Annotated in this window: 17 protein-coding genes and 1 tRNA gene; 9 read left to right on the top strand and 9 right to left on the bottom strand. The window is 33.1% G+C overall.

The genetic code is table 11. The annotated features are described in order from the left end of the window. Positions 1-38 precede the first annotated feature (38 nt). Positions 39-983 (bottom strand): homocysteine S-methyltransferase, encoded by a 945-nt coding sequence (mmuM, locus tag CA_RS17230; protein ID WP_010966620.1) that lies wholly within the window; start codon positions 981-983, stop codon positions 39-41. Positions 984-1,098: 115 nt separating this feature from the next. Between mmuM and CA_RS17225 the strand changes: the two genes are divergently transcribed. Beyond that, on the top strand, positions 1,099-2,580 hold the full coding sequence (locus CA_RS17225; RefSeq protein ID WP_197736828.1) for an amino acid permease: 1,482 nt from the start codon (positions 1,099-1,101) through the stop codon (positions 2,578-2,580). A 33-nt stretch (positions 2,581-2,613) separates the two neighbouring features. On the opposite strand, the gene CA_RS17220 is transcribed toward CA_RS17225, so the two are convergent. From CA_RS17220 to CA_RS17195, 6 genes are all read right to left on the bottom strand, one after another. After that, positions 2,614-4,032 (bottom strand): MDR family MFS transporter, encoded by a 1,419-nt coding sequence (locus CA_RS17220; protein WP_010966618.1) that lies wholly within the window; start codon positions 4,030-4,032, stop codon positions 2,614-2,616. A 64-nt stretch (positions 4,033-4,096) separates the two neighbouring features. Next, complete coding sequence (locus CA_RS17215) at positions 4,097-4,678, bottom strand: TetR/AcrR family transcriptional regulator (RefSeq protein ID WP_010966617.1); 582 nt, start codon at positions 4,676-4,678, stop codon at positions 4,097-4,099. An 87-nt stretch (positions 4,679-4,765) separates the two neighbouring features. Next, positions 4,766-5,530 carry a TIGR03915 family putative DNA repair protein gene (locus tag CA_RS17210; RefSeq protein ID WP_010966616.1) on the bottom strand — a complete coding sequence of 255 codons (765 nt, stop codon included), beginning with the start codon at positions 5,528-5,530 and terminating at the stop codon, positions 4,766-4,768. Further along, entirely contained in the window at positions 5,509-6,831 is a 1,323-nt protein-coding gene (locus CA_RS17205) for a putative DNA modification/repair radical SAM protein (RefSeq protein WP_010966615.1), read from the bottom strand. Before CA_RS17205 ends, CA_RS17210 begins: the two co-directional genes overlap by 22 nt. 163 nt (positions 6,832-6,994) lie before the next feature. Beyond that, positions 6,995-7,873, bottom strand: coding sequence for an NAD(P)-dependent oxidoreductase (locus CA_RS17200; protein ID WP_010966614.1), 879 nt, complete (start codon positions 7,871-7,873; stop codon positions 6,995-6,997). A gap of 122 nt (positions 7,874-7,995) precedes the next feature. Further along, positions 7,996-8,622, bottom strand: a complete 627-nt coding sequence (locus CA_RS17195) for a flavodoxin family protein (protein WP_010966613.1) — start codon at positions 8,620-8,622, stop codon at positions 7,996-7,998. Positions 8,623-8,905: 283 nt separating this feature from the next. Between CA_RS17195 and CA_RS17190 the strand changes: the two genes are divergently transcribed. Both CA_RS17190 and CA_RS17185 read left to right on the top strand, forming a co-directional pair. Next, complete coding sequence (locus CA_RS17190; protein ID WP_010966612.1) at positions 8,906-9,559, top strand: GTP pyrophosphokinase; 654 nt, start codon at positions 8,906-8,908, stop codon at positions 9,557-9,559. A 71-nt stretch (positions 9,560-9,630) separates the two neighbouring features. Next, on the top strand, positions 9,631-11,187 hold the full coding sequence (locus CA_RS17185; protein ID WP_010966611.1) for an ABC-F family ATP-binding cassette domain-containing protein: 1,557 nt from the start codon (positions 9,631-9,633) through the stop codon (positions 11,185-11,187). 73 nt (positions 11,188-11,260) lie between these two features. On the opposite strand, the gene CA_RS17180 is transcribed toward CA_RS17185, so the two are convergent. Beyond that, complete coding sequence (locus tag CA_RS17180; RefSeq protein ID WP_010966610.1) at positions 11,261-11,581, bottom strand: winged helix-turn-helix transcriptional regulator; 321 nt, start codon at positions 11,579-11,581, stop codon at positions 11,261-11,263. Positions 11,582-11,686: 105 nt separating this feature from the next. Here CA_RS17180 and CA_RS17175 point away from each other — a divergent pair, with 105 nt between their 5' ends. From CA_RS17175 to CA_RS17155, 5 genes are all read left to right on the top strand, one after another. After that, complete coding sequence (locus tag CA_RS17175) at positions 11,687-12,475, top strand: amidohydrolase family protein (RefSeq protein ID WP_010966609.1); 789 nt, start codon at positions 11,687-11,689, stop codon at positions 12,473-12,475. Between the two features lie 124 nt (positions 12,476-12,599). After that, on the top strand, positions 12,600-13,199 hold the full coding sequence (locus tag CA_RS17170; protein WP_010966608.1) for a Crp/Fnr family transcriptional regulator: 600 nt from the start codon (positions 12,600-12,602) through the stop codon (positions 13,197-13,199). A 60-nt stretch (positions 13,200-13,259) separates the two neighbouring features. Next, positions 13,260-14,060, top strand: a complete 801-nt coding sequence (locus tag CA_RS17165; protein WP_010966607.1) for an SDR family oxidoreductase — start codon at positions 13,260-13,262, stop codon at positions 14,058-14,060. 127 nt (positions 14,061-14,187) lie between these two features. After that, the gene (locus tag CA_RS17160; protein ID WP_010966606.1) at positions 14,188-14,724 is read left to right on the top strand and encodes a flavodoxin family protein; all 537 of its coding nucleotides are present in this window, start codon (positions 14,188-14,190) and stop codon (positions 14,722-14,724) included. A gap of 269 nt (positions 14,725-14,993) precedes the next feature. Continuing rightward, positions 14,994-16,118: a radical SAM protein gene (locus CA_RS17155; RefSeq protein ID WP_010966605.1), complete on the top strand. Its 1,125-nt coding sequence runs from the start codon at positions 14,994-14,996 to the stop codon at positions 16,116-16,118. 275 nt (positions 16,119-16,393) lie between these two features. Here CA_RS17155 and CA_RS17150 read toward each other — a convergent pair. Then, positions 16,394-16,468: transfer RNA gene (locus tag CA_RS17150), tRNA-Asn, on the bottom strand. 233 nt (positions 16,469-16,701) lie between these two features. Between CA_RS17150 and CA_RS17145 the strand changes: the two genes are divergently transcribed. Continuing rightward, on the top strand, positions 16,702-17,871 hold the full coding sequence (locus CA_RS17145; RefSeq protein WP_043943599.1) for an amidohydrolase: 1,170 nt from the start codon (positions 16,702-16,704) through the stop codon (positions 17,869-17,871). Positions 17,872-17,880: the final 9 nt, after the last annotated feature.

Genomic DNA, 17,880 nt, shown 5'->3' with positions numbered 1-17,880 from the left:
AAAAAACTTATACCGCTAAGTGTATAAGTTTTTTTGTATTAATCTATATTTTTTAAAATTTTGTATGTTGCATTGATATCGCTAGGGGTAGTTCTGCAACAGCCACCTATAACACTAGCTCCATTTTCAAACCACTCTTTAGCGCTTATACTAAAAGCATTGCTTGAAGAAGCACCATGCCAAGTTTTTGTGTTAGCATCGTATTCCTCGCCCGAATTTGGATAAACAATTATAGGTTTATCAGATGCCTTTTTAATTTCCTTTATAAGTGAATTTATGTACTTAGGAGAAGTACAATTTACTCCAATAGCAGCAATATTTTTACAGGAGTTTAAAACTTTAGCACATTCAAAAATAGGAGTGCCATCACTTATCTCATAATCGTTTTTACAGCTAAAGCTTATCCAGGCATATACACCAGGAAATTCTTCAAGAAGTTTAACTATGGCTCTGGCTTCAGTTAGGTTTGGAATTGTCTCACAAGCTAAAATATCAGCACCAGCTTCTATCAAAAGCTTAACATTAGATTTGTGAAATTTAATTAGTGCGTTTTCATCTATTTTATAATCTCCCCTGTACTCGGAACCATCTGCAAGGTAAGCACCATAAGGGCCCACAGAACCTGCTATAAAAGGTTTTGCTCTATTGCGTCTGTTTGTAGGGTTGCCCCAAAATCTATCTCTAGCCTTTTTAGCGATAGCAACTGAGTTTCTTATAAGATCTTTTGCTTTATCCCGAGGAAAGCCGTTTTTCATAAAACCATCTATTGTAGCTTGATAGCTTGAAGTTATAGCACAATCAGAGCCAGAAACAAAATAGTCGTAATGGACATTTTCTATTATTTCAGGGTTGTTTGCAAGAATTTTTGCTGACCAAAGCGAGTCGTTTAAGTTGCAGCCTCTTTTTTCTAATTCGGTGGCAAGAGCCCCATCTAGAATAACTACCGGAAAATCATCTAATATACTTTTAATTGGATTTGACATGAAAAAACCTCCTCTGTATGAATAAATATACTAAATATTATTATATAATGTATTGTTTATTCATGATAGTGTGGTAATATATTAAAGTAAATAATATTATAACAGATTATGAGGGATGGAAATGACGTCTAAAAAAGAACAAAAGAATGAGCTTAAGAGAACACTGACGGCAAGGCATATGAATATGATCGCAATAGGAGGCTCTGTTGGAACTGGACTTTTTTTTGCAAGTGGAAGTGCAATAAGCACAGCAGGACCAGGAGGAGCGCTTCTTGCATATATAATCACGGGAATTCTAGTTTATGTACTAATGATGTCACTAGGAGAAATGTCAACACTATTACCTATTTCGGGTTCTTTTGAAACCTATGCTACTAGATTTGTAGATCCAGCACTTGGATTTACTCTTGGCTGGAACTACTGGTTTTCTTGGTCCATATGTGTGGCATCGGAATTAGTTGCAGGATCACTTATAGTGAAGTTTTGGTTTCCTCATACTAATACAACCATTTGGAGCATAGGATTTTTACTTGTAATTTTTATACTAAATATTCTTTCTGCTAAAGCTTATGGAGAAAGCGAATATTGGTTTTCAAGTATTAAGGTAGTTACTATAATCATATTTATCATAGTTGGAGTACTTATGATATTTGGAATTATGGGAAATGATTCACCTGGTTTTAAAAATTGGGTTATATCGGGAAATGGTTCGAGAGCACCGTTTGTAGGTGGAATAGCAGCAATTATAAATGTTTTTTTAGTTGCAGGCTTTTCGTTTTCAGGTACAGAAATAGTTGGACTTGCAGCTGGAGAAACAGAAAATCCTGAGGAAAACGTCCCAAAGGCAATTAAATCTGTTTTTTGGCGTATACTACTATTTTATATTTGTGCAATTATAATAATAGGCTTTCTAGTTCCTTTTAATGACAAGAATCTATTAAAAAGTGGAGTTAATAATATAGCATATAGTCCATTTACAATGGTATTTGCAAAGTGTGGAATAGCTTTTGCGGCAAGTGCTATGAATGCTGTAATTTTAACCTCAGTACTTTCTTGCGGAAACTCAGGACTTTATGTATCATCACGTATGCTATATTCTCTTGCAAAAGAAGGAAAAGCACCTAAGTTTTTAGCAAAGGTAAACAAGCAAGGTGTACCTATGAATGCGTTATATGCAACAACTTTAGTTGCATCCTCTGCATTTTTGTCATCACTTATTGGTGAAGGAAAGATATACTATGTTTTATACAATGCATCTGGAATAACAGCATTGTTTGCATGGCTTGGTATAGGAATCTGTCATTACAGGTTTAGAAAAGCTTATGTAGCGCAAGGAAGAGATTTAAAGGACTTGAAGTTTAAGGCTAAGTTTTATCCTTATGGTCCTATTATGGCAATAGTGTTATGCGTAGTAATAATATTTGGAGCTAACATATGGATATTTCAGGCTCCAAAGTTCAGTTGGTTTGATTTTATAAGTAATTACATTTGTATTCCTATATTTATAGCACTATATATAGCATATAAATACATTAAGAAAACTAAGCTAGTTCCGCTTGAGGAATGCGATTTTGAATATAACGGAAAAGATAAATAATAAAAACGAGGATATGTAAATCCTCGTTTTTTATTATTTTACTTTTTTAGATTTAATAGATAAGTAAAGAGACAGTAAAAAACCTACACCTATTACAATTGCAGCAATGAGGATAGAACCATTAAATCCACTGTATAGGGCAGCTCTAGAACTTCCAGGATGTGATGTTAAATATTTTGTTTGGAAAGAAGTCATGAGGCCAACGTACACAGAAGAACCTAAAGCTCCTGCAAGCTGCATTGCAGTGTTTACTATAGCCACACCATCAGCTCGAGTTTTATTTGGTAGTACACTTAAAGAGGTAGTTTGGCTAGTTGACATTGTCATTGATTGTCCAAACATTATGCAACAGTAAAGTAGAGTTATTGTCAAAACTGAAGTTGTAAGAGAAGCCCTAGACAATATAAAGGTAAATACGCATATTATTGCAAAGCCACATGGTATTAATAATCTTCCACCTATTTTGTCAAAAGTTTTGCCCACAAATGGAGTGCATATAGCAGAAACAAGGATTGCTGGAAATAAAACAAGTGCAGAGGTAAAGGTTGAAGTTTTTAATCCATCTTGAAGCAGTGTTGGAAGTATTATATTTGCTGAAAATTGAAAAGATTGCACAATAGCTATTAATAGCACACCAACAGTGAATACAGGATTCTTAAAAGGTCGCAATTCAAGTATTGGGGCACTTAAGGTTAATTGACGTTTAACATATATTATTAATGAAATTAAGCCAACAGCCAATATAACTAAAGAAGTTGATAGCTTTGAAGTACCTAGTGAACTTATAGAATATATTACTCCAGCAAAAGCTATAGTGGATAAAACAATAGATAAATAATCAATCTTTGGCTTTGTTATTTCTGAAGTATTCTCAAGAAAAATTGAACCTAAGATTATACAAAGAATTAAAAATGGAACTAATACAATAAACAAAGAATGCCAACTAAAATATTGCAAAAGTATTCCTGAGGCAGTAGGGCCTAAAGCAGGGCCTAATGTAAGTATAGAAGCACAAAGTCCCATAATTGAACCATGCTTCTCTCGAGGGGTTATAGCTAATGAAGAATTCATCATTAGAGGGATTATTAAGCCTGTTCCAAATGCTTGAATTATTCTTGAAATAAGTAATGCTGTGAAAGATTTAGAAAATATAGCACATACTGTTCCTAATAAAAGGAATAATATCGAAGATAAATATAATTGCTTTGTGGTGAAGGTGTGAAGTAGAAAAGCCGTAACTGGTACGAGAATTCCAACTACTAAAACATTACCTGTTATTAACCATTGAACCGTTAGTGCAGTAACATTCATTTCCTTCATAAGAGTTGGAAATGCTACATTTAATACTGTTTCATTAAATAGGGATAAAAAGCCAGCAAGTAAAAGGGTAAACATAATTCCTTTTACATTGTATTTAGGGGGAGTTTCTGTACAAATTTGTTTTGCTTCCATGTAGTGTAATCTCCTTAATTATTAATTAGACCAGTCTATATAAATTACTGCGAAAAAATGCATCTTATTTAAATAAATAAGGACGCAATAATAAATCTATTTGTTTATGAAAATTAAAAAGGGCTTCTTGATTTTCTTGTGTTAGAGATATAGTAATGGAACCTTCTAGTAGTGTAAGTATGGTCATGCTTAGAAATTCAGCAGTCTCCTCCTTAATTCCACTTTGAATCAATTTATTAAAGTAAATATGCTGTAATTCCATGAATGAATCCCTGCATGCTTTTTTTAAAGCTTCGCTGGAGGAATATGTCTCTAGTGATAAAAGGCTTAGTGAAATGTCCTTTGGTTTTCCATATGTTTTCAAGTCGTTTATTATATGAGTAACAACTGACTGAATGGCTTTAATGGGATCTTCATATTCCGCCATATCCCTCATTAAATTGCTTTTAATATTTTGGGTAGAAACCTTTATAGCTTCTAAAGCCAATTCTTCTTTACCATTTGGAAAGTAATAATAAAGGGAACCTTTTGGGGAACCACTTTCTTTTAATATTTCATTTAATCCAGTAGCATTAAAGCCTTTGGTTTGGAAAAGATGAGCTGCTGCAATTAAAATTTTTTCTCTCGAATCGTTTTTGTGTTTCATAATAATTCACTTCCTAATTATAATGACTGGTCTACATAACAATACATTATATATGAAAAAAAGTCAAGGTGAAGGTTTCTATTTAAATTAGTCAAGATTTTGTACGCAGTTAAATTCCGTTAGGTATTTCCAATATCTCTTAGGCATATTAGTTCTACGGCATTTAGGATTATGTCTTCCTTCAATTTCAACAGTTCTGTAGTAAAGACTCCAAAGCTTTCTAAAATGCTTTTCTTCTTCTGTAACATCAGGAAGCCTCATGTCTTCTACAGGGATAATACTGGCTTTATGGGGTTTATATATAAGAGCCATATCGTGAGTTTTATCATGAATTAAAAAATGTTCTTCAGGATACCTTGAACAAAAGTGACTGCTTAAAAGGGGAAGAATAAAGTTTTTCGGTTCTATTTGTGCAACTAATCCATCTTTAAAAGCTGAGAAACGTATGAAGCCTTTAAAAAGATGGCTTTCTTTATTTAGGTGAGTTACTGCTTTAAATAGAATATGTACTATATCGTTGGATAGCATGTTCATAACCTTAGGGCCGTATGTATAACCAAGGCGCATAAAAAGTAGAAGGTTTAGTTCCTTGTCTTCAAGGCAGGTTAAAAAAACTCTCTTTATAAAATCAAAAGCATTGACTCCCATCTTTAGAGGGATGGATTTTATTACTCTCGAAGCTTTAGCTAAATCAGTTGCTACTTCTTTTGCCATAAATAGTGTCATTTGAGCGTTATTTGTTACTAATATGTTCACCGGTATTTCATTTTTTTCGTAGCTTTCAAAAACGCAGCACATTAAGCCTTCAAAGCTGCCATCATAATAATATATTAAATTTGACCTGTTAGGCATTTTTGAATTTCCTCCCTTAAGAGAGCTTTGTTATTGAAAAAAGATAGCTGTTCATATTGTGTTTCAATAGGAACATTATTTTTATACATATCAAGAGATTTTTCAGATAGCAGAGATCTTAAAACGGAGTCCTGAGATATTTTAATTCCGTCCATGCTTTTCCCGCAGCAGGTTATAAAATATTGGGCTCTTTTCAACACAACTCCAAGCTTCTTTAATCCAGCAAAGTTTAAATTTACAGTTCGTCTTGTCATTACAATTCTTCTAGCACTATTTACTCCTATACCAGGAACTCTAAGTAATACTTTGAAGGGAGCTTTGTTAACATCGACGGGAAAAAACTCCATGTGATTAAGGGCCCAATTACATTTTGGATCTATATACGGGTGAAAACTCTGATGCCTGTTATCTAAAAGCTCAGTTGCCTTAAAGCCATAGAATCTTAACAGCCAATCTGCTTGGTAAAGTCTATGTTCTCGCAAAAGAGGAGGCTTAGTATCCACTGATGGTAAAAGTGGGTTTGAGGCAACTGGCATGTAAGCAGAAAAGAAAACTCTTTTTAGCTTATATTTACTGTAGAGGCTTTCAGTAAGATTTAAAATTTGAAAATCCGTATCAGGGGTAGCGCCTATAATCATTTGTGTGCTTTGACCTGCAGGAACAAATTTAGGAGCATGCCTGTATCTTACTATATCAGTAGTATTTTCGCTTATTTTATTTTTAATATATCCCATGGGCTTTAGTATGGAATGCTTAGATTTATTGGGAGCAAGGAGTTTTAGGCTTTTTTGCGATGGAAGTTCTATATTAACGCTCATTCTATCGCAGAGCATACCAAGCTTATCAATTAAAGTATCATCGGCTCCAGGAATTGCTTTAGCATGTATGTATCCGTAAAAATTATATTCGTATCTTAAAATCCTTAAAACTTCAATCATTTGCTCACAGGTATAATCAGGATTTTTCATCACACCAGAGCTTAAAAAAAGCCCTTCTATATAATTTCTTCTATAAAAGTTCATTGTAAGATCCGCTAGTTCTCGTGGTGTAAATGAAGCGCGAGGAGTATCGTTTGAAATTCTATTTACACAGTACTGACAGTCGTAAATACAGGCATTAGACATAAGGACTTTTAAAAGGGAAATACACCGTCCATCTCCTGCAAAACTGTGACATATACCGCAGGCTTCAGCACTGCCCATGCCGCCTAACTTGGATTTTCTATCAACACCGCTGGAAGTACAGGAAGCATCATATTTAGCAGCATCAGTTAAAATTTCAAGTTTTTCAAATACATCCACAAAATCACCTCCAATTTTTATTAATTATACCATCAAACATATGTTCGTGTAAAGATAGACAAAAAATTTTTTGAACTTAAACGTGGATATGTTAATACTTTGTGGATAATTAATGGTAAAGAAAAAGGTTTTCCACAAGTATTATGTGAAAAACCCTATGAATTTAATCTTCGTTGTACAGATGGTAAAGAGCTTGAGTGCCTAAGTCTTCTTTTCCTTCCTTTATAAGCTTATCGTAAAGCTTTTTTGAAAGTTCTAAAGCTGGTGTTTTAAGGCCCATTTCATCAGCTTCTTCTAAAGCAATTTTCATATCTTTAACGAAATGTTTAATGTAGAAGCCAGGATTAAAATCACCCTTCAGTATTCTTGGAGCATAAGCACTTAATTGCCAGCTTGCAGCTCCACCTGCACCTATGGATTTTAAAACAGTTTCAGCGTTAAGGCCAGATTTTTTTGCGTAGGATAAAGCTTCACATACTCCCATAATGTTAGAAGCTATAGCTATTTGGTTACACATTTTTGTATGTTGACCCGAACCAGCTGAACCCTGAAGTACTATATTTTTTCCCATAAGCTCAAATATAGGCATTAAAGCATCAAATGCTTCTTTGTCTCCACCAACCATTATAGACAGAGTCCCTTCAGCAGCACCAATATCACCACCAGAAACAGGAGCATCAAGTGCGAAAATGTTCCTTTCCTTTGCGGCAGCGTATATTTTTTTTGCTAAAGATGGTTTTGAAGTTGTCATATCTACAACATAGCTTTGAGGTTTAAGGTTATTTAGTATTCCATTGTCATTAAAGTATACTTCTTCTACATCGCTAGGATAGCCTACCATTGTTATTATAACGTCGCATCTTTGAGAAAGCTCTTTTATAGATGTTTCTAGTACAGCTCCAATTTCAACTAAAGGCAGTGCTTTTTCTTTAGTTCTATTATAAACGTGCACAGTGTATCCACCCTTTAATAGGTTTTTTATCATACCTTTTCCCATTACGCCTGTTCCGATAAAGCCTATTTTTGTGTTTTTATTTATCATATAGTCCTTTAGCATATAACTAAAGTTTTCACCTCTTTTACAAGTTTTTTGAAATATAACCTATTTAACTGTAGTTTAAAAAAGCATTAAAGCCAAATAAGGTTTAATGCTTTTGCTAAAAATTAGCGTATGAAGTTTGTTCTAATAGTTTGTTCTTTTTCCGGTAATTTTACTCCAGCTTCTTTTCCTGCTTGTATACTTTTTAAAAGCCAAGCCATATTTTTTCCAAGAGTTCTCATAGTTTGCATTCCCTCAAGATCCTGCTTTACTTCTTCAGGAGTATTTCCATGCACCATATTCCAGTACTGAGAGGATACTATAGGCATGTTTGCAATTGTGAAATACTTATTTAGTTGGTCAAAAGCAGCAGCAGCACCACCACGTCTACAGCTCACAATTGCAGCACCAGGCTTGTATGCAAAATCTTTTCCAGCGTAGAAAAATCTATCTAAGAAGGAAGTCAAAGCACCTGAAGCAGCAGCATAATGTACAGGAGAGCCGAATATAAATCCGTCAGCAGTTTTGGCTTTTTCAAGACCAGCATTTAAAGTGTCATCATCAAAAACGCATTTTCCTGAACCTGTTTTTGAGCAAGTACCACAGCCAATACATCCTCTAACAGGCTTAGTCCCTATTTGAAAAATTTCCGTTTCTATATTTTCTTCTTCTAAGGCTTTTGCCACTTCACTTAAAGCAGTATAAGTACAACCTTTAGCATGTGGACTTCCATTGATAAGTAATACTTTCATATAAAGACCTCCAATATTAAAAATATAATATAAGAATATTAACATTGTGATTTATAACCTACAAGGTTAATATTCCATTCCATTATATATAATAATAACATATTTTTTTAGTTAAGTTTCATATAAGAAGTTCGACAATTATTAACGATGTATAAAAAAACGATAATGTATTTGTTAAAAATATTCTAATGACTTTTATGAAATTAAAAAATGTAGTATCATGTGATTAAATGCAAGTATATATTAATTATGTTGGGATAGGTTAAACCGAGGGAGGATAACTATGGCACAATTGGAAGACGCCGACGATATTGTTGAATATGATATTGAGGAAAGAATAGAAGAAATGCAAGAGATGATAATGAAATATAGCGCAGCCATAAAAGAAGTTAAAACAAAGCTTGAAATTTTGGATAATGAATTTAAAGTAAAAAGAAAAAGAAATCCTATAGAATATATGAAGGACAGAGTTAAAGATCCTAAAAGCATAATGGATAAGCTTGAGCGTAAGGGACTTGAAGTAAGCTTTCGTTCAGCAAAGGAAAACTTGAATGATATAGCTGGGATAAGAGTTGTATGTTCTTTTGTAAGTGATATTTATGAAATTGCAGATATGCTTAAAAATCAAGATGATATAAAGCTCATAAATGAGAAGGATTATATAAAAAACCCTAAGCCAAATGGGTATAGGAGTTTTCATATGATTCTTGAGGTACCTATATTCTTTTCTGATCATGTTGAACCTGTTAGGGTTGAGGTTCAAATAAGGACTATTGCCATGGATTTTTGGGCAAGCTTGGAGCACAAATTATATTACAAAACACTAGGTACGGATGCTGAAATCATAAGATGTGAATTAAAAGAATGTGCAGATGTGATATCTGAAACTGATATTAAGATGCAGAATATACAGAAAGAGGTAGAAAAATTAGTTTGAAAAATGTCCTAGCTTCATTTAAACTATTAGTCATGTAGAGTATTTTATTAATGTAAATTGTGGAGGTCAAAGTGAGTATTTTAAATGTCAAAAATGTAAACCATGGCTTTGGTGATAGAGCTATTTTTGAGGATGTATCCTTTAGGCTTTTAAAGGGAGAACATGTTGGACTAGTTGGTGCCAATGGAGAAGGTAAATCTACTTTTATGAGCATAATAACAGGAAAACTTATGCCTGATGAAGGAACCATAGAGTGGTCAAATAATGTTAGAGTTGGTTACATGGACCAGCATGCAAGCCTTCAAAAGGGAAAAACCATAAAAGATGTATTAAAGGATGCCTTTAAGTACCTCTTTGATATGGAAGCAAATATGATGGAGATTACTGACAAGATGGCAGAAGCTTCGGAAGACGAACTTCAAAAATTGTTAGATGAAATGGGTACAATACAAGATACCTTAGATAATAATGATTTCTATGTTATAGACGTGAAAATAGAAGAAGTGGCTAAGGGACTTGGAATTACAGATATAGGACTTGATAAGGATGTAGCTGATTTAAGTGGTGGTCAGAGGACAAAGGTTCTTCTTGCTAAGCTTTTACTTCAAAAGCCGGATATACTTTTACTGGACGAGCCTACTAATTATCTTGATGAAGTTCATATTGAATGGCTTAAGAGATACTTAAATGATTTTGAAAATGCATTTATTTTAATATCTCATGATATACCATTCTTAAATTCTGTTATTAACGTAATATACCATATAGATAACAGAAAATTAACTAGATATGCTGGAGATTATGATAACTTCATGAGAGTTTATGAAGCAAATAAAAAGCAGGTTGAAGCAGCTTATGAAAGACAGCAGCAGGAGATTGCAAAATTAAAGGATTTTGTAGCTAGAAATAAGGCAAGGGTTGCAACTACGGGAATGGCTAGAGCTAGACAAAAGCAGCTTGATAAAATGGATATAATAGAAAAAACTCAAGAAAAACCAAAGCCGGAGTTCAACTTTAAAACTGCTAGAACTTCAGGAAAGCTAATTTTTGAAACTAAAGACCTAGTTGTTGGATATGATAGTCCTCTTTCAAAGCCTTTAAATTTAACTATGGAAAGAGGTCAGAAAATAGCCTTAGTTGGAGCTAATGGACTTGGAAAAACTACTCTTTTAAAAAGTCTTCTTGGAAAGATAAAACCTATTTCAGGAGATGTAGAGCTTGGAGATTATCAATATATAGGATACTTTGAGCAGGAAATAAAAGAGGCAAATGATAAAACTTGTATCGAAGAGGTTTGGGAGGAGTTCCCTGCATACACTCAATACGAGGTTAGAGCAGCCCTTGCGAAATGTGGACTTACTACTAAGCATATAGAAAGTAAGGTTATGGTACTTAGCGGAGGAGAGCAGGCTAAGGTAAGGCTTTGCAAGCTTATAAATAATGAGACAAATATATTAATTCTAGATGAGCCTACAAACCACTTAGATGTAGATGCAAAGGATGAGCTTAAAAGGGCGCTTAAGGAGTACAGAGGAAGTATTCTTTTGGTATGCCATGAGCCTGAATTCTATAAGGATGTAGTTACTGATGTTTGGAACTGCGAGGAGTGGACGACTAAAATTTATTAGACATTTTAGAATAAAAGAGTTAGTTTAAATAACTAGCTCTTTTTGATTATTATTGATTATAATACAATAACAGTTATATGTTTTTTATACCCCATTCACACATGTCTTTTATAAGTGGAATGAGACTTTCACCTTTTTCAGTAAGAGAATATTCTACCTTTGGAGGAATCTGAGGGTATTCCTTTCTAGATATGATATTTTTACTTTCTAAATCTCTCAACTGTGAACTTAACATTTTATGTGTAATTCCATCGATACTTCTTTTAATAACACCATATCTTGTGGTTCCAAGACAAGCAAGAAGATAAATGATTTTTAATTTCCATTTACCGCTGATAATAGACAAAGTGTATTCGAAAGGCTCTTTATTGTTCACATAACAAAGTTTATTCAATAATGCCACTCTCCTTTATGATAGTATATCACAAAAAAGTGCATACTTTCATTTTTTCAACAGTTGGTTATAATGAGAGTGAATTTATATAAAGGAGAGATAAATATGATTATAGATGGACATACACATGTTATTTTGCCAGTAGAAAAACACATTAAAATAATGGATGAGGCAGGTGTTGATAAGACTATATTATTTTCAACTTCCATACACCCAGAAACGGCAGTGAATCTTAGAGATGTAAAAAAAGAAATGAAAAAATTAAATGATGTAGTTAATGGAAAAACAAATTCTATGATAGATGTAAGACGTAATTCTATAAAAGAACTTACAAATGTTATACAAGCATATCCATCCAGATATGTTGGATTTGGTAACGTACCTGTTGGATTAAGTGAAAATGATACTAACTCATATATTGAAGAAAATATAGTAAATAACAAACTTGTAGGTATAGGTGAACTTACGCCTGCAAGTGGGCAGATAAAATCATTAAAGCCTATTTTTAAGTATTCTATGGATTCGGGAAGTCTGCCAATTTGGATACATGCATTTAATCCTTTGGTTTTACAGGATATAAAAGAAATTGCTGAACTGTGTAAGGCTTTCCCTAAGGTGCCTGTAATATTAGGGCATATGGGAGGAAGCAATTGGATGACAGCTGTAGAACTTGCAAAGGAAATCCAAAATCTGTATCTCGATACTTCGGCGTATTTTTCTACATTTGTTTTAAAGATAGTAATTAATGAACTTCCATTAAAATGTATTTTTGGCACGGATATGCCATTTGGAGATTTGCAGCTATCAATAGAAGCAATAAAAAAAATGAGTAATGACTCTTATGTTGCTAATGCAGTTTTAGGTGATAATATATCGAGATTATTAAATATTTAAGGCTATACATTCTATGTGATATTTATTGTTGAAGGGATAGGAGCAGTTCTGTCTCTTTTTTATAGTGTTCTGTTTATTATATAATATTGAATGAGAGTATATAAAATAGAGGAGGGAATGCATCATGAGTAATAATACATACGACAATTTATGGTGGAATATTTTGAAGAGTAATTCGATTTCTCTTGATGAAAAAAACCTTTCTTTGCTTAAAGATGTTTTTAGTACAAGGCTATTAAAAAAGAATAGTCTGTTTCTGAAGCAAGGAGATAATTCTATAAAGGTGGCATTTATTGTTAAAGGAGTTTTTCGTTCTTACTATATTGACAGACTAGGAAACGATATAACAAAGCATTTTCATACAGAAGGGGAGACATTGTTTTCTTATGCAGCATACTTATCTCAAAAGGAATCTATGTATAGCATACAAGCATTAGAGGACAGTGAAATTCTTGTGGCTAAGATTTCTGATTTTGAGAAAATAGTTGAAGGAAATTATAATCTACTTTTATGTTACAAAAAAATGATTGATAGAGTTCTTGTTAAAAAGGAAGAACATGCAAGTAGTTTTAAATTATTGAGTAGTATAGAACGTTATAAGCAATTTGTTTCTGAGAAGCTAGGGTTAGAAAATCGTATTAAACAATGTTATCTTGCCTCATATTTAGGGATAACGCCCGTGTCACTTAGTAGAATAAGAAGGAAATTAAATATTAACAAATGATAATGAAAGTAATCTCCAAGTGATTTATAATGTAGCCAAATTATATTGATGGAGGTTATTATGGAAAATAAAATAGTTGTTTTAATTACTGGATGTTCAACGGGGATTGGTAGGGAGCTTTGCAAAATATTATATAATAAAGGATATACAGTGGTTGCAACAGCAAGAAAAGTAGAGGATCTAAAGGATTTGCCCGCAGCTTTGAAGCTGCCTTTAGATGTAACTAAAGAAGAATCAGTACATAAAGCAATAAAGGAAGTTATGTTAAACTTTCATAAAATTGATATTCTTGTGAATAATGCGGGCTATTCAGTCAGAGGTGCATTGGAAGAGGTTAATGTAAGTGATGTGAAAAGTATGTTTAATGTGAATGTATTTGGTATAATTAACATGCTTCAGGCGGTTATTCCAGAGATGCGAAAGAGAAAAACTGGTAAGATTATAAATATTGGATCAATTTCAGGTAAATTTGTTCAACCGATTAATGGTGCTTATTGTGCAGCAAAGTTTGCAGTTGAAGCATTAAGTGATGCACTTCGCTTAGAGCTGAGCAGCTATAATATTCAGACAACGGTTATCGAACCAGGCCCTATAAAGACCAACTTTTTTAAGACTTTAGCTGAAAATTCAAATAGTGTTATATCCAACCTAAATTCTTGCTATTCTTATTTTTATCAAAAGGATAGCAAATATAGAAAAAAGCAGAAGCAGGCTGATCCAACAGAAACAGCAACAACAATTAGTAATATAATTTTGAAGGAGCATCTTAGTTCTCGTTATAAGGTTGCTGTTCCATTTACATACAGTATGATTACGCATTTTCCTGATTTTTTAAAAGAGCTTTTTATGAAAAATATATAGATAGAAGGCTATATTATACGGAAATCACAAATATAATAAATAGAGAGTTACAAAAAAGTGCGTTCTTTGATTTTTCTATATTTATACTATAATAAAAGAGTAAAAATAGAGAAAGGATGAGTAGTCTATGAAAATTGTAGTATTAACTGGAAGTCCTCATAAAGATGGAACTTCTTCATTACTTACCGAGCGCTTTATTGAGGGCGCTAAAGAAGCTGGACATGAAGTTTATCGCTTTGATTCAGCCTTTAAGAAAGTACATCCTTGTGTTGCGTGCAATAAGTGTAAATGTGGAGAGAAACCATGCGTTTTTCAAGATGATATGGTGGAATTGTTTCCTAAGCTTATAGAGGCTGATTTGATTACATTTGTAACACCTCTATACTATTATGGGATGTCAGCTCAAATAAAAATAGCTATAGATCGCTTCTACAGCATTAATAATATGCTTAGGGGGGCAGATAAAAAGGCTATACTTATTGTAACAGGTACTAATAGTAGAGAATGGGCAATGAAAGGTATTGCGGGAAGTTATACTGAGGCACTCAAATATCTTCAATGGCAAGATTATGGACAACTATTAGCGAAAGGCTGCCCCGCAAGAGAAGACCTTGAAAAGACGGACTATCCACTGCAGGCATATTTGTTAGGAAAAAGGTTATAAGAAGAGAAAGATAAGATATTATTTTGTTAGTTAATGGCTTTTAAAACTAAATAAAAACAATGTTTAAATTTAGAGTAGCTTTAGTGGCTATTCTTTTTTATTTGTAAATTAGGCTGCTTATTAATAAATACATGTTTTATTTACATACAAAACAACATAATTAGTATATAATTAAATAGGTTCATGTATCTCTTTTGAAGAATATATGAAAAAGCGTAAAGAAGATTTGTATGAAGTATTCATAAGGATTAACTAAGGGAGGACATGTTATGAAAATTTCAAAAAAAGATGCGTTAACATGGTTTGAATTTTTTTCAATGCTGCCAGAGGATGAGGAACCGATGATAAAGCAACAAGAAATCATTTATTCTACCTTTGCACAAATCGAGGCAGCAATTGATAATAGAAATAATAAATTGATGTCAGAAATTAAAAGTTTGAAAACTTTAGACAATAGAACTTTTTTTGTGGGAAATGAAAGCAAGTTTCCTAAAGGATGTCGTTCTTGTCTTCTTGGAACTGGTTTAAGTGCCATTAGAAAAACAAATAAATGCAATTTAGAGTGTAAGTTCTGCTATAATTATGGAGAACTTGATGATATTGCTCCTATTGGAGAGGATATGTGGGAAATTGGGGGCACAAGGTTTTATGAAAAGGATATTGATTTACTTCTTTCTATCCATAAAAAGCCTACTGGTATATCCTATGTTTATTTAGAACCATTTATGGAAATTGAAAAATACTATTCTATAGTAAAGAAATTTAGTGATGCCAAAGTTTATCAGCATCTATATACAAATGGTACTTTAGCTACAGAAGAAACTTTAAAAGCATTAGGTGAAGCAGGTCTTGACGAGATACGTTTCAACCTTGGAGCTTCTAAGTGTTCTGATAAAGTTATTAAGAATATTGGTATAGCTAAAAAATATATTAAAAATGTAGGTATCGAGACTCCAATGACTCCTGAGCTTTTTGAAGCTTTTTTCGAGAAAAAACAGGCAATATTAGATACAAAACTTGATTTTATTAACTGTGCGGAACTACATTTAAATGAGAATAACATAGGTAATTATTATGGAGAAAGCATGTATATCTCTAGACAAGGCTACATATCTCCAATTTGGAGTAGAGAATTAACTCTTAAGCTAATGAAAATAGCCGATGAAGAAAATTGGGATTTAGCAGTGCATGACTGTTCCAATCATACAAAATTTGCTAGAGACTTAAATTTGAGCAGCAAGGAAGGTAAGTGGTTTGGAGCCAGCAGTTACAGCTGTGAGTTTGATAGGCTTCCATACCAAGTATTTTTACCAATACTGCGTGATGAAAATTTCAAATTTTTAAGTGAAGAAGAATTACCTGATGGATATAAACCAGGGGAAATGCTTTTCTAGAAAATATTGTTGTTCATAATAAAAAATTTGCCGTAAAGAGCCTACTAGGTTCGAGCGGCATTATTTTTGTATATTCGAGAAATAGCTGGTGTAATAGTGAAAAGCTTATATAGAATGGAAAATATGAGATTGCTAAGTCTTTATTTCTAGAATTAATATGTAAGGTATTGGACTGATATTTTAGAATATAGGAAATGTATAAGCTACTTATTAGAATTAAACATTGATTTGGCTCAATGGGGATAGAGAAAGCTCTATCTCTTTTTTTATAAAAATGGCTCCGTGAAAAGGATTCGAACCTTCAACCTATCGGTTAACAGCCGAGTGCTCCACCGTTGAGCTATCACGGAACATTGTGATTTCTTACTACACTAGTATTATGTTCTATATAATTAAAAAGTATTCATCTATGTAAAAAAATATTTGTTTTAATCAAATATATAGCTCTAGTCATTAATGTCCAATGTATAAAGCATAAATAATTAAATAATGAAGAAACATATAACATATAGCTATTTTATTTACATATATAACTTGTAAACATATAGCTAGTATTTAATTAATGGAAGGGATGAAAAAAGCTATGTTACTTATTAAAAATGGAAAGATACTTACCATGACAGGAGTGAATTATGATAGTGGAAGCGTTTTGATAGATAACGGTAAAATTATAAAGGTGGGAGAAAATATCGATGTAGATGAAAGCTGTGAAATAATTGATGCAGATGGATTTTGGGTTATGCCAGGAATTATAGAAGCACACTGCCATGTTGGGATTCAAGAAGAGAAGAGAGGCTTTGAGGGTAATGATTGTAATGAAATGACAAATCCTGTAACACCTTATCTTAGAGCATTAGATGGAATTAATCCTATGGACTCTGCTTTTTATACTGCATTAACTGCGGGAATTACAGGTATAATGGTTGGCCCTGGAAGTGCAAATGTAGTAGGAGGTCAATGGATGTTTTTAAAGACCTATGGAAGAGCAATAGACAAGATGGTTGTTTTGCAGCCTTCAGCTATGAAAATTGCTTTTGGAGAAAACCCCAAAGCAAATTATGATAAAAAGAATATGATGCCATCAACGCGTATAGCTATAGCAGCCATGTTAAGAGAAGAACTTTTCGAGGCACAGCAGTATTATGAGAAAAGGAAGAATGCTGAAAAGTCAGGTGACAGCTTTAACAAAGAGTTCAGAAAGGAATGCTGGGTACCTGTATTTGATAAGAAAATTCCATTAAAGGCACATGTTCATAGAGCGGATGATATTTTGACAGCAATACGTATAGCAAAGGAGTTTAATTTGAATTTAACACTTGATCATTGCACAGAAGGGCATTTAGTTGCAAAGGAGATAAAAGAATCTGGTTTTCCAGCAATAGTTGGTCCTACATTAACCTCAAGAAATAAAATTGAAACTCAATATGCAGATTTTAAAACAGCAGGTATACTGCATAATGAAGGCGTAAAAGTAGCAATTACAACAGATCATCCTGTTACAAGAATACAAGATCTTTTAATCTGCGCAGGGCTTGCAGCAAAAGAGGGATTGGGAATAGAGGAAGGACTTAAAGCAATTACAATAAATCCAGCTGAGATATGTAATGTGGCTAATAGAGTTGGAAGTATTGAAGTGAATAAGGATGCAGATATTGCAATTTTTGATGGTAATCCAATGGAGACCTTTACAAAAACTATGTACACTATAATCAATGGAGAGATTGTCTACAGTCTAAAAGATAAGAATTATTAGAGAGAAGGT

It is taken from the genome of Clostridium acetobutylicum ATCC 824 (genome assembly GCF_000008765.1).
Lineage (GTDB): Bacteria > Bacillota > Clostridia > Clostridiales > Clostridiaceae > Clostridium_S > Clostridium_S acetobutylicum.
Note: the sequence above shows the minus strand (reverse complement) of the source record. Positions and strands in the feature narration are given on the sequence as shown.

Coding starts and splice junctions, on each gene's coding strand:
- CA_RS17225 (WP_197736828.1), top strand. CDS start 1,099: ATGGAAATGACGTCTAAAAAAGAACAAAAGAATGAGCTTAAGAGAACA.
- CA_RS17155 (WP_010966605.1), top strand. CDS start 14,994: ATGAAAATTTCAAAAAAAGATGCGTTAACATGGTTTGAATTTTTTTCA.
- CA_RS17210 (WP_010966616.1), bottom strand. CDS start 5,530: ATGCCTAACAGGTCAAATTTAATATATTATTATGATGGCAGCTTTGAA.
- CA_RS17165 (WP_010966607.1), top strand. CDS start 13,260: ATGGAAAATAAAATAGTTGTTTTAATTACTGGATGTTCAACGGGGATT.
- CA_RS17170 (WP_010966608.1), top strand. CDS start 12,600: ATGAGTAATAATACATACGACAATTTATGGTGGAATATTTTGAAGAGT.
- CA_RS17175 (WP_010966609.1), top strand. CDS start 11,687: ATGATTATAGATGGACATACACATGTTATTTTGCCAGTAGAAAAACAC.
- CA_RS17160 (WP_010966606.1), top strand. CDS start 14,188: ATGAAAATTGTAGTATTAACTGGAAGTCCTCATAAAGATGGAACTTCT.
- CA_RS17145 (WP_043943599.1), top strand. CDS start 16,702: ATGTTACTTATTAAAAATGGAAAGATACTTACCATGACAGGAGTGAAT.
- CA_RS17200 (WP_010966614.1), bottom strand. CDS start 7,873: ATGATAAATAAAAACACAAAAATAGGCTTTATCGGAACAGGCGTAATG.
- mmuM (WP_010966620.1), bottom strand. CDS start 983: ATGTCAAATCCAATTAAAAGTATATTAGATGATTTTCCGGTAGTTATT.
- CA_RS17195 (WP_010966613.1), bottom strand. CDS start 8,622: ATGAAAGTATTACTTATCAATGGAAGTCCACATGCTAAAGGTTGTACT.
- CA_RS17220 (WP_010966618.1), bottom strand. CDS start 4,032: ATGGAAGCAAAACAAATTTGTACAGAAACTCCCCCTAAATACAATGTA.
- CA_RS17190 (WP_010966612.1), top strand. CDS start 8,906: ATGGCACAATTGGAAGACGCCGACGATATTGTTGAATATGATATTGAG.
- CA_RS17215 (WP_010966617.1), bottom strand. CDS start 4,678: ATGAAACACAAAAACGATTCGAGAGAAAAAATTTTAATTGCAGCAGCT.